The organism is Paenarthrobacter aromaticivorans, from assembly GCF_019038615.1.
In the GTDB taxonomy this organism is placed as follows: Bacteria; Actinomycetota; Actinomycetes; order Actinomycetales; family Micrococcaceae; genus Arthrobacter; species Arthrobacter aromaticivorans.
On record NZ_JAHOPC010000011.1, the window covers coordinates 184,612 to 196,050 of the forward strand.

10 protein-coding genes are annotated in these 11,439 nt (G+C 60.0%); 8 read left to right on the forward strand and 2 right to left on the reverse strand.

What is annotated here, in order from left to right; all coding sequences use genetic code 11:
* The first annotated feature begins 126 nt into the window (after positions 1-126).
* Positions 127-1,557 (forward strand): MFS transporter, encoded by a 1,431-nt coding sequence (locus KSW38_RS17315; RefSeq protein WP_216926159.1) that lies wholly within the window; start codon positions 127-129, stop codon positions 1,555-1,557.
* 79 nt (positions 1,558-1,636) lie between these two features.
* On the forward strand, positions 1,637-2,635 hold the full coding sequence (locus tag KSW38_RS17320) for a nucleoside hydrolase (protein ID WP_216926160.1): 999 nt from the start codon (positions 1,637-1,639) through the stop codon (positions 2,633-2,635).
* Between the two features lie 68 nt (positions 2,636-2,703).
* Here the strand turns inward: KSW38_RS17320 and KSW38_RS17325 are convergent, their stop codons facing one another.
* Complete coding sequence (locus KSW38_RS17325) at positions 2,704-3,456, reverse strand: ArsR/SmtB family transcription factor (RefSeq protein ID WP_216926161.1); 753 nt, start codon at positions 3,454-3,456, stop codon at positions 2,704-2,706.
* A gap of 98 nt (positions 3,457-3,554) precedes the next feature.
* On the opposite strand from KSW38_RS17325, the gene KSW38_RS17330 reads away from it, so the two are divergent.
* From KSW38_RS17330 to KSW38_RS17355, 6 genes are all read left to right on the forward strand, one after another.
* A complete protein-coding gene (locus KSW38_RS17330) occupies positions 3,555-4,409 on the forward strand; it encodes a carbohydrate kinase family protein (protein WP_216926162.1) in 855 nt (284 codons plus the stop codon).
* A 270-nt stretch (positions 4,410-4,679) separates the two neighbouring features.
* Positions 4,680-6,827: a beta-galactosidase gene (locus KSW38_RS17335; RefSeq protein ID WP_216926163.1), complete on the forward strand. Its 2,148-nt coding sequence runs from the start codon at positions 4,680-4,682 to the stop codon at positions 6,825-6,827.
* Positions 6,818-7,798 carry an ABC transporter permease gene (locus KSW38_RS17340; RefSeq protein ID WP_216926164.1) on the forward strand — a complete coding sequence of 327 codons (981 nt, stop codon included), beginning with the start codon at positions 6,818-6,820 and terminating at the stop codon, positions 7,796-7,798. Before KSW38_RS17335 ends, KSW38_RS17340 begins: the two co-directional genes overlap by 10 nt.
* 68 nt (positions 7,799-7,866) lie before the next feature.
* On the forward strand, positions 7,867-8,736 hold the full coding sequence (locus KSW38_RS17345) for a carbohydrate ABC transporter permease (RefSeq protein ID WP_216926184.1): 870 nt from the start codon (positions 7,867-7,869) through the stop codon (positions 8,734-8,736).
* 5 nt (positions 8,737-8,741) lie between these two features.
* Positions 8,742-10,391, forward strand: coding sequence for an ABC transporter substrate-binding protein (locus KSW38_RS17350; protein ID WP_216926165.1), 1,650 nt, complete (start codon positions 8,742-8,744; stop codon positions 10,389-10,391).
* 5 nt (positions 10,392-10,396) lie between these two features.
* Complete coding sequence (locus KSW38_RS17355) at positions 10,397-11,095, forward strand: YesL family protein (protein ID WP_216926166.1); 699 nt, start codon at positions 10,397-10,399, stop codon at positions 11,093-11,095.
* 46 nt (positions 11,096-11,141) lie between these two features.
* Here the strand turns inward: KSW38_RS17355 and KSW38_RS17360 are convergent.
* Positions 11,142-11,439 (reverse strand): HNH endonuclease signature motif containing protein (locus KSW38_RS17360; RefSeq protein ID WP_216926167.1); only part of this gene is annotated, 298 nt, incomplete at its 5' end.

Below are 11,439 nucleotides of genomic sequence, written 5' to 3' on the forward strand. Positions count from 1 at the left end.
CGCTTGGGTTTGGTTACGGACACTGTACCGGAAAAATGTGATAGGTTGCACAAGCTCGTAATACATGCTTGTATAACAACTCACATCTCGTGGCGCCGCCTGCGCCCTCGGACAAAGGAGTTTGATGTGAATATCCCCAACACGGCGGTAGAGGCGCAGCCTTCCGAAGCCGTAGAAGCGACGGCGGAGACCCGCCCCGGCGGTCGTGCGGCAGTCCTGTTGATCACCACGCTGGTCCTGGCCGTATTGTCGTTCCAGCTCAACGCCAGCATGATCACCCCGGCACTCCCGCACATTGGTTCCTTTTTTGGCGAGACGCCCGAGGCTGTGGCCCAGGTGCAGTCCATGTTCTTCCTTGCGGGCGCCATCTCCGGACCGGTGATTGGACGCTGGAGCGACTTCATCGGCCGCCGCACTGCACTGCTCCTGGTCCTGGCCATCATGGGCGCTGGCACGGTGTTGTGCATCTTCGCTCCGAGCCTGCCGCTGTTGGTCGCAGGCCGTTTCATGCAGGGTGTCTCGAGCGCCATCTTCGCGCTCTCCTACATCGTGCTCAACGAATACTTGCCTGCCCGACTCTTCGGCACGTCCATCGGCATCATCGCCGCCATTAACGGCGGTGTGGGCGGCGTAGACGGCTATTTTGGTGGACTCATGGCTGAAACGCTCGGCTTCCAGTCGATCTTTGTTGCCGTCCTCGCCCTGGCCGCGATCGCCGTCGTCTGCGTCATCAAAGTGGTCCCGGGCGGGAAGTCCGCTGTCGCTCCGGGCCGGATGGACTGGTGGGGCGCAGGTTCGCTGTCCGTGTTCCTGGTCTTCATCACCTACTTCGTCTCAACGGGTTCCTCTGCCGGATGGGTCTCACCTGCCGCGCTTGGCCTGCTCGCCGGTAGCATCGTTTCCTTTGCCGCGTTCTGGCTCATCGAGAAGAGGCGCTCCACGCCCCTGGTGGCAGTCCACCACCTCCGTTCGCGCCAGGTATGGCCGGTCATCGTCACCACTGTGCTGACGCTCGCGGGAATCTTCGCCATCATCAACTTCACCGTGGTGCTGATTAGCCAGGACAAGGAAAATGGCTTCGGCTTGCCGGCCTCGGTCGCAGCATTGCTGTTCCTGACTCCGGCAGCCCTGATCGGCGTGTTCGCGGCCCCGCTCGCCGGCTGGATTGCCGACCGCCGTGGCTGGATCAAGACGGTGCGCGTCGGCACGGCCACGAGCCTGGCCTGCGCCATTGCTGCTGCGTTGTTCGCCGACAACCAGGTGGCGGTCCTCATCGCGATCGCAGCCTTGGGCATCTTCTACAACGGCTTCTTCCTCACTGCGATCAACGGGCTCTCGGTCCTGCTCTCGCCCAAGGAAGCACCTGCCGCGCTGCCGGGAATCAACGGCGCCTCCTTCGGCATCGGGGCGAGCCTCGGCGTCGTGGTTGTTGCACCGTTCGCCGGTCAGGGCACCGCGGCCGGGTACTCGACGGCGCTCTGGATTTCGGTGTCCATCACCGTCCTCGCCTTCCTCGTCAGCTTGTTCATCACAGCCCCCAAGGGCGAAAAGATCTAACGCCCGACGGCGGTACGCAGCACCGCGCCTCCGCCCCGTTCCTCTTCACAACACTCCGCTACACCTGAAACGAGAGACGATGATCCAGCCCACCGCCGCCCCCTTCTACCTTGACTGCGATACGGGAATCGACGACGCCCTCGCCCTCGCCTACCTGCTCGCAACCCCGAGAGCGGAACTCGTGGGCATCGGCACCGTGAGCGGCAATATCAGCGCCGCCGGTGGTGCCCGGAACACACTGGACCTGCTCAAACTGGCCGGGCATCCGGACATCCCCGTGGCGATCGGTGCACACGATCCGCAGGTCGGCAGCTTCCACGGTGGGGCGCCGCATGTCCATGGCGATAACGGAATCGGCGGGGTGGAGCTGGCTCCGTCGGATCGTGAGCCCGTTGAGGCAACAGCTGCTGAACTGCTGGTGCAGCTGGCTCACAAGTATGCTGGGGCGCTTCGGGTTGTGGCGATCGGGCCGCTGACGAACATTGCCGAAGCACTCCGGCTGGAGCCCAGGCTGCCGGACCTCATCGCTGAAATTACCATCATGGGCGGCGCCGCATTGGCCCCGGGAAACATCACTCCCGTTGCTGAAGCCAACATCGCCAACGACCCCGAGGCTGCGGCCGAAGTACTCGCCGCCGAGTGGAACGTGACGCTGGTGCCGTTGGACGTCACCATGACCAACGTCCTTGAGGAAACCCACCGCCAAGAGCTGCTGGCATCCGAGCACCCCGTTTCGCAGGCCCTCGGCGAGATGCTTGGCTACTACTTCGGGTTCTATGTGGATATCTTCGGTCGCGCTTGTTCGGCGATGCACGATCCCCTGGCTGCAGCCATCGCCGTCAGGGGAGTGGAGTTGACCCTGGCGCCTACCGTTCGCGTGGAGGTTGACACAACAAGCGGTCCCAGCCGGGGTCAGACGGTGTGCGACCTCCGTGGACAGTACCTCGGCTTCCCGGACCAGCGCGGTGCGCGGTGCCGCGTGGTGCTGGAAATCGGCGAAGACTTCGCGCCGCACCTGCTGGGCACCATGCAGGCGGCCTGGCTCTCGGAAGAGGAGCTCACCGCTCCCGTCGCCTAACTGGCGGGAGGCAATACATAGCGACGACGACGGCGGGAAGCTCCCGCCGTCGTCGTGGTTTAACGTGCCTAGGCGTACATGAGCGAGCCGGGCGTTGTCAGTGTTTCGCCTGTTTCGAGCCACGTCTTAAGCCCGGAGAGGATCATGGGCCAGCCGCCGTACAGCTGTTCGTTGGCGCCTTCGCGGAGCTGATCGTGCGTCACGGTGAGGTGGCACGAATCGCCCACGGGTTCGATTTCCCAGGTGATCCGCGACGTTCCTTCCGCTTTGACGTCCTCGCCCCACAACGCTTGCATCGTCTGGACCAGCCGCCGCGGGGGATCGACCTCGATGTTCTCGCCTTCGCCCAGGGGCTCGTCTGCTTTGACGTTCCGCATTTCAAACCGGCCGCCGGGAGTCCAGTCCGCCGTGAACGTGTTACCGAACTGGTACTTGCTCCGGATTTCGCTGTTGGTGATGGCTTCCCAGAGCCGTTCCGGGGTGGTTTTGATGTAAATCTCGAAGATCTTTTCCATGGGACTTTCCAATCTGGATTTGAGGTCGCTGAGTGCAGCGGCCCATGGTTCTGCGTATTTGCTCACCCAGCGGTCATGGATGAGCCTGATGGGGACGGGGTTCAGGAAATGCAGCTTTTCACGTCCTCGGCGGCGCGTGACCACCAGTCCGGCATCCTCCAACAGTTTGAGGTGCTTGGCGATGCCGAAGCGGGTCATCTCGAACCGGGCTCCGAGTGCGGTGAGGGTTTGCCCATCCTCGCGAAACAGCTCATCGAGCAACTCCCGCCGGGTGGGGTCTGCCAGTGCTTTGAACACGGCGTCCATGGGTTCAGAATAGGTGACCATTTGGTCACGTGTCAACGGTTTTGGACTTGCCGTCTTGTTTCCGCTGAGGGGGCATTTGACCGTGCTTGGATAGTCGCATGCCTCCTACTCCGAGCGTTGCCGTCTGCGGCCCGGCCTCGTGGAACCAGATCATCCTCCTGGACCACCTCCCCGAGCCCGTCCCGCACATGCAGTTCGCGCGACGCGCTTGGGAGACAGTCGGCGGAACGTCGGCGGGGAAAGCGGTGCACCTTGCCGCTCTGGGCATCGGTGTGCGTTTGTGCTCGCCACTTGGAGCGGACGACGACGGCGGGCGGATCCTGCGCGCACTGACCAACGCCGGCGTCACCGTAGAAAGGATTGCCTCCGACCGAACTGAGCGCCACGTCAACCTCATGACCGACGACGGCAGCCGCGTATCGCTCTACGTCTCCGTGCCGTCCGCCCCGGCCGAGGAGGATCTCGCGACGGCGGCCGTCGTAGTGGCTGCCGCTGATCTTGCCGTTATTGACCTGAGTGAATTTGGGGTGATGCTGCTGGAGCGCGAAGAGGTTCACGAGACGCCTTTATGGGTGGACCTTCATGACTACGACGGATCCTCGGCGTTCCATGCACCCTTTCTGCGTGCGGCCGGTGTGGTTTTCATGAATGACGACAGGACAGACGATCCGTGGGCGCTCATGCATTCCTGCCTTGCACGGGGGCCTCGCTTGGCTGTCTGCACACTCGGGGCGGAAGGTGCGGTCGCTTTGGAAGCGGACGGCACCCAGCATGAGGTTCCAGCCGTTCCCGCGGACGTCGTGGATACGAACGGGGCCGGCGATGCTTTCATGGCCGGCTTCCTTGCTGCGACCCTGCGGGGCGCACCGGTTTTTGATGCCCTCGAAGCGGCGGCAGTTCAAGCCCGCGTCGCGATTGAGAGTGAGCATCTGCACCCTGCGCTGGGGCGTTGAGTACTGAGTAGGGCTGATTTCAAGTCCGATAGTTTCTTACTTTCATCGGAAACAAAACTAGCTATCGCCTTCTATTTGCGCGGCATTACGGCTTCATAGAGGTTTGAAAGTCCGAGATTTCCTAATTTTTGGCTGCAACAACAGCCCATAAGTTACTCTCCAGTTTCGGCTAGTGGCTGTTGTTATTGCGTAAAGTTTACGATACTTTCTCTCTGTGATCTGTGTCGCACTGTGGTTTCCAGGACGACCAATGCCGAGCGAAGGACAAAGATGACCATCGACCCTGAGGACTTACGGGCTGCTGAAAAGCGGCTGCAGCTACTGCATCGACAACTGGGCGGCATCGCCTACGGCGGTGATTACAACCCTGAACAGTGGCCGCGCGAGGTCTGGCTTGAGGACGCAAAGCTCATGCAGCAGGCCGGGGTGAATCTCGTAACCCTCGCTGTTTTCTCTTGGAGCCGCCTGGAAACCAGCGACGCCGTCTTCGACTTCGAATGGCTGGACGACGTCATGGACCTGATGCACCAGCACGGTATCGGAGTGGATCTCGCGACGCCGGATGCCGTTCCGCCAGCGTGGCTCGTGGAGCAGTACCCGGACATCATGCCGGAACGTCCCGACGGAACCACGTTCGGCTTCGGATCCCGCCAACACTTTGACGTCTCCCACCCCGTGTATAGGGAAAAGTCCTTGGCGCTCGCCGAAAAGATGGGGGAGCGCTACGCACAGCATCCTGCGCTGCGCATGTGGCATGTAGGAAACGAATACGGGCCTACCTCGTATGGGCCGTGGGCCGAGAAGGCGTTCCGACAGTGGCTACGGAGAAAGTACTCATCGCTCGATGAGCTCAACGAGGCATGGAGCACTGCAGTGTGGGGCCAGATCTACACGGACTGGAACCAGGTACGCGTTCCCGCGCAGCCCCGCACGTGGTCCAACCCTTCCCGACGGCTGGACTTTCACCGCTTCACCTCGGACAGCATGCTGGAACACTTCAAGGCCGAACGGGACGTCCTCAGGCGCCACAGCCCGGACCTGCCGATTGTCACTAATTTCATGCGCTTCTACAAGACCAACGACTACTGGGCATGGGCCGCCCAGGAGGACGCCGCAGCTCTGGATATCTACCCGGATCCCCGTGAAGATGATGCACACGTCGCCGCCGCGTTGAACTTTGACCTCACGCGTTCCTTGCGTCACGGACAACCGTGGATGGTCATGGAGCAAGCGACTGGCGCTGTGAGCCAGTGGTCCGTCAACGTCTCCAAGCTTCCAGGCAAGATGCGGCTCGGCTCTTACCAGGCCATCGCGCAGGGTGCCGATTCGATTCTTTTCTTCCAGTGGCGCCAGGCCAAGGGTGGAACCGAGCGTTACCACTCGGCCATGGTGAACCACGCTGGCCCGAACACCCGCATCTTCCGCGAGGTTTGCGAACTCGGCCAGGAACTCAAATCCTTGGGCGGCCTCACGGGCACACGGTCCGCAGCCAAGGTGGCGATTGTGTTCGATTGGGACTGTTGGTGGGCATTGGAGCTGGGCAACTCGCCGCGCTCGGACCTGAACTACACCGAGGAAGTGTTGCGTTTCTACCGCCCGCTGTTCGACGCCAACATCACGGTGGACTTCGTCAATGCCAACAGCGAGCTGTCCGCGTACAGCCTGGTGATCATGCCGGCCTCGTACTTGCTCACGGACGCCGCCGCCGAAAAGTTCGAAAACTACGTGTCCGACGGCGGCCGACTGGTGGTCTCTTACCTCTCCGGCATCGTGGACCAGGACAACACAATCCGCTTGGGTGGCTACCCCGGCGCCCTCCGCAACGTGCTGGGCGCGTGGAGCGAAGAAATGCACCCACTCGCCGGGGACGGCGAACAGGTGAAGCTCTCCACGCTCGACGGCGGTACCTCCTCGGCGAGTTACTGGACAGAGCACTTGCACGCCGAGACGGCGGACGTCTTGGCCAGTTACTCTTCAGGGCGCCTCGCGGGAGCTCCTGCCATCACGCGCAACAGTTTCGGGCAAGGAACCGCGGTTTACATTTCGGCCCGCGTCGAGGACGGGCTGCTCAAACAATTGCTCGACGACGAACTTCGAAGCGCAGGCGTGGAACCGGAACTAGCGGCGCCTACGGGAGTCCAGGTCCGCCGTCGTACTGCCTTGAATCCGGCTGACCTGGGTCATGATGCCGGCGGTTCAGGCACCGGCGGTTCAGGCGACGCCGCCAAAAGTTTCCTCCTGGTGCTCAACCACAACGATGCGCCATCCCGGGTGAACGTCCTCGACGGCGGGATAGACCGCATCAGTGGACAGCCGATTCGCGGGGAAGTGGAACTTCCAGCGAACGGCGTCCTGGTCCTCGAAGAAGTCTCGGTCCTTGAAGAATCGACAACTAAGGCGGGAAAACCATGGCACTGAGGCTGGATGCTCCACCCGAGGTTGTGCCGGGCGCTGAATCGAGCAAACAGAAAAAGCGGCGCATCAAGCCTGGAAGCTGGAAGCTGGCGCTCAAACGGGATTGGCGTCTGTACACACTGTTAGCGCTACCACTGGCATACCTCCTCATTTTCAGGTATTTGCCAATGGCCGGGAACGTCATTGCTTTCCGCCAATTTCAGCCTGGCGGCAGCATCTTCGGCGAGAAATGGGTGGGTTTCAAATACATCACCCTCTTCATCAACGACCCCAGCTTCTGGCAGGCCTTCCAGAACACGATCGTCCTGGGCATCCTGACGTTGGTGTTCTGTTTCCCGATGCCCATCATTTTCGCGCTGATGCTCAATGAGCTCCGGTCCCAGAAGTTCAAGAAGTTCGTGCAGACTGTGGCTTACCTGCCGCACTTCATGTCAGTGGTGATCATCGCCGGGATGATCCTGCAGAACTTCTCCATGACTGGCACGGTGAACCAGGTCGCTGAATCGCTGTTCGGCAACACAATGAACTTCACGCAGGATCCGGGCTGGTTCCGGCCGATGTACATCAGCTCAGAGGTGTGGCAAACCATGGGCTGGGGAGCGATCCTGTACCTGGCCGCACTCACCCGGGTAGACGAATCACTGTACGAGGCGGCCAGGATCGACGGCGCCAACAGGTGGCAACAGACCTGGCACGTGACGCTGCCCGCCATCCGGCCGACCATCATCACGCTGCTGATCCTGAACATCGGCACTTTCATGGCAGTGGGCTTCGAGAAGATCTTGCTCATCTATAACCCGCTCAACTACGCAACGTCAGACGTTATCTCCACCTACCTGTACCGGGTGGGCCTTGAATCCAGCAACTTCAGCTATGCGGCGGCGATCGGAATGTTTGAATCCGTCATCGGCCTCACGCTGATCCTCTCAGCGAACGCGATATCCAAGCGCCTCGCAGGAACGAGCTTGTGGTGAACAAGACAGCAACCAAGTCCGCTTCTTCTCTGCGTCCTCGCGCTGCCGGCGGTGTCCTCCTGAAAGACATGAGGGTTTCCACTGGAATGCGGATCTTCAGGGCTTTCAACCTGGTGTTCCTGCTGTTCGTAGTGTTCCTAACGGTCTATCCGTTCCTGAACATCATCGCGCAGTCGTTCTCCAGCGAAGGGTTCATCAACGCAGGGCAGGTCAACCTGTTCCCGATGGGCTTCAACACCGAGACGTACAAACTGATCCTGGCCGACTCCACGTTCTGGACCAACTACGGAAATACCCTGTTGTACACGGTGGTGGCTACCGCGATTTCAATGGTGCTGACCACCTCATTCGCCTACGCCATTGCCAAGAAAGACCTCAAGGGCCGCAGTGTTTTCATTGGACTCGCCGTCTTCACCATGTTCTTCAACGGCGGGTTGATCCCCAACTACGTGCTCATCAGTTCGCTGGGCATGCGGGATTCAATCTGGGCTGTGGTCCTGCCGAATGCGATCAGCGTGTTCAACCTGCTCATCATGAAGTCCTTCTTCGAAAACATGCCGCGTGAGCTGGAAGAAGCGGCGTCCATCGACGGACTCACTCAATACGGCATCCTCTTCCGGGTGGTGCTCCCACTGAGTAAGGCAATCGTGGCCACCATGGTCCTGTTCTACGCGGTCGCAAACTGGAACTCGTGGTTCCAGGCCTTCCTGTACCTGGATAATCCCGACCTCTTTCCGGTCACCATCTACCTCCGCAACATGATCGCTGGCGTCACTACTGCAGGTTCGGCCGGCGGGACCGCGGAAAACGTGGGCCAAATCGCGGCCAACATCCAGTCGGTCACCATCGTGCTGACCGTCATTCCCATCCTTTGTGTCTACCCCTTCGTCCAGAAGTACTTCTTCTCGGGCGTGATGCTCGGTTCCGTCAAGGAATAACCCTTATGAAAGGACATCCAATGATCGCCAAACGAGAGTTCCGCAGAAGAGACTTCCTCGGCCTTGCTTCCGTTGTCACCATCGGGTTGATGATGACCAGCTGCGATTCTGAAGCCGCTGAGAAGGTTGATACGTCCAAGTCCCGCAATGGTGCGATGGATAGCTTCAAGGTAGGTGACACATTCAAGGCGACGACGCCCTTGTCCTTCACCTTCCTGTTCTCCGACCAGCCAACCTATCCGTACAAGAAGGACTGGCTGCTCTTTACCAAGATGGCCAGCGACAACAACGTCACGCTGGAACCAACCATCGTTCCCAACAGTGATTACGAGCAGAAACGCAGCCTTCTCATCAGTTCCGGCAGCGCTCCGGAGATCATCGCCAAGACCTATCCCGGGCAGGAAGCCGCTTTTGTGTCTGCCGGGGCAGTGCTGCCAGTCAGCGATTACGTGGAACTCATGCCGCACTTCCAAGAGAAGGTCAAGAAATGGAAGCTCGAACCAGAGATCGAAGCCCTCACCCAGGAAGACGGTAAGTACTACGTTCTTCCCGGACTGCACGAGGAACTGTGGCCGGATTATTCTCTGTGCTTCCGTAAGGACGTACTGAAGAAGGAAGGCTTGGCTGAGCCCACCACATGGGACGAGTTCCGTGAAGTGCTGCGGTCGCTCAAGAAGGCGTATCCCGACGTCGTGCCTTTCTCAGACAGGTTCAAAGGCGACAGTGTGCTGAACATCGCGGCACCAACCTTTGGCACGGCCGCGGGTTGGGGCCTGGTGGATGGGCTCCTGTTCGATCAGGACAAGAAGGAGTTCGGCTTTGCTGCAGGATCAGAGAAGTTCAAGGACCTCGTGACCTACTTCAACTCCCTGGTTTCTGAAGGACTGATGGATCCTGAGAGCTTCACCCAAACCGACGACTCTGCCATCCAAAAGTTCGTTTCCGGTAAGTCGTTCGTGATCAGTGCCAATTCGCAGAATGTCATCACCTACCGGACCTCCATGGAACAGTCGCTGGGCAAGGGCAACTTCGAGATCGGCAAGATCACGGTTCCGGGAGGTCCTGCAGGCGACGTCATCGGTGGCACACGCCTGGAAAACGGCATCATGCTGAACTCGTCCGTCAAAGACAAGGACAGCTTTGTGGCTCTCATCCAATACATCGACTGGTTGTTCTACAGCGATGCAGGCCAGGAATTCAGCAAGTGGGGCGTTGAGGGAACAACCTTTACCAAGGAAGGCGGCAAACGCAAGCTGGCGGCCGATATCAACTTCCAGGGTCTCAATCCCGCAGGCACCAAGGACCTGCGGGTGGACTACGGATTCTCTGGAGGAAACTTCGCCTACGGCGGCTCGACGGAACTCCTGCACTCCACATTCAACGACGAGGAATTGGCGTTCCAAGAGGCCATGAAATCCAAAAAGCCACGCCCGGTTGCACCGCCTGTGCCCTTCAACGACGTCGATCGTGAGCAGGCCACGCTGGCGCTCACCCCTCTCAAGGACCACGTCAAGCAGAACACTCTCAAGTTCATCACCGGGCAGCGTGCTGTCAGCGAGTTTGGTGCGTACGTCAAAGAGCTCGACAGCAAGGGGCAGAGTAAGTACGTCGAGCTCGCAAACAAGGCATACAAGGCCTACGCGGACAAGAAGTAGTCCTGATGGCAGCCACGAAAGCTGAGTTTGGATCCGGGACCTTGTTCAAGGCAGCTGGAACTGTGTACGGCATCATGGTTGGCGATGCTTTGCTGGTTCTCGTCAATGCGCTGCTGGTGCTCACTCCGGTGCTGGTTGGCGTCATTGGGCCGTTGGCGTTGATTTCCCTGATCCTGGCAGGCCCTTCATTCGTGGCTGCCTGTTACGCCTTCAACCGGCTGCTTGCACACGAGGACACCGGAGTTTTCCACGACTTTATGAAGTCGTACCGCAGTAACTTTGGCCAGGCGTTGGGGGTTTGGCTTCCGTACCTCGCGCTCCTTGCGGTCATTGCTTTCAACCTGAGTGTCCTGCCCGGGAACCTGGGACCTGGCCCAGGAGCCAGCCCAGTGCAGATCGCTGCCCGGATAGGGTTGTTGGGCATCGGAGTCTTAGTGGCTACCGCTGCGGTAAATGCTTTGCTCCTGTTGTCCCGGTTCGCCTTCCGTAGCAGCGACATCTATCGGCTCTCTCTTTACACCCTGGGTGCGCAGCGGCGGGTGTCCCTGGGCAGCGCCGGAATCATTTTTATTTCAGGATCCGTGCTGATGGCCACTACTGCTTGGCTGATCCTGTTTGTTGCGGGCTTGCTGGTCTATCTGGTCTGCATGAACTCCCGTCCGCTACTCAAGTTTGTTGAGGCCAAGTTCACGGCAGCCGAATAGGCAGCATTCGATACCCCATCATGACCTTTCCCTGTTTGAGGCTCTTTTATGTTTTGAGGGGTGTGTGGTGGTGGTTGCGTCGTGGTGTTTGTTTGGGGTCGATGTGTGGGGGTGGGGTGAACCAGGGCACGCCGGTGGTGGTGGTGATGGTGATGGTCCAGTTTTCTTTGTGGATGAGGTGGTGGTGGTGGCTGCAGAGCAGGGTGCCGTTGTCGGTGGAGGTGGTGCCGCCGTGTGACCAGTAGGTGATGTGGTGGGCTTCGCACCAGGGGGCGGGCATGGTGCAGTCGGGGAAGGCGCAGCCTTGGTCGCGGGCGGTGATGGCTTTGCGGATGTGGGGTGGG

Excerpts from the sequence above, each read along its gene's own strand:
- KSW38_RS17320 (WP_216926160.1), top strand. The coding sequence starts at position 1,637 with ATGATCCAGCCCACCGCCGCCCCCTTCTACCTTGACTGCGATACGGGA.
- KSW38_RS17325 (WP_216926161.1), bottom strand. The coding sequence starts at position 3,456 with ATGGACGCCGTGTTCAAAGCACTGGCAGACCCCACCCGGCGGGAGTTG.
- KSW38_RS17330 (WP_216926162.1), top strand. The coding sequence starts at position 3,555 with ATGCCTCCTACTCCGAGCGTTGCCGTCTGCGGCCCGGCCTCGTGGAAC.
- KSW38_RS17335 (WP_216926163.1), top strand. The coding sequence starts at position 4,680 with ATGACCATCGACCCTGAGGACTTACGGGCTGCTGAAAAGCGGCTGCAG.
- KSW38_RS17340 (WP_216926164.1), top strand. The coding sequence starts at position 6,818 with ATGGCACTGAGGCTGGATGCTCCACCCGAGGTTGTGCCGGGCGCTGAA.
- KSW38_RS17345 (WP_216926184.1), top strand. The coding sequence starts at position 7,867 with ATGAGGGTTTCCACTGGAATGCGGATCTTCAGGGCTTTCAACCTGGTG.
- KSW38_RS17350 (WP_216926165.1), top strand. The coding sequence starts at position 8,742 with ATGAAAGGACATCCAATGATCGCCAAACGAGAGTTCCGCAGAAGAGAC.
- KSW38_RS17355 (WP_216926166.1), top strand. The coding sequence starts at position 10,397 with ATGGCAGCCACGAAAGCTGAGTTTGGATCCGGGACCTTGTTCAAGGCA.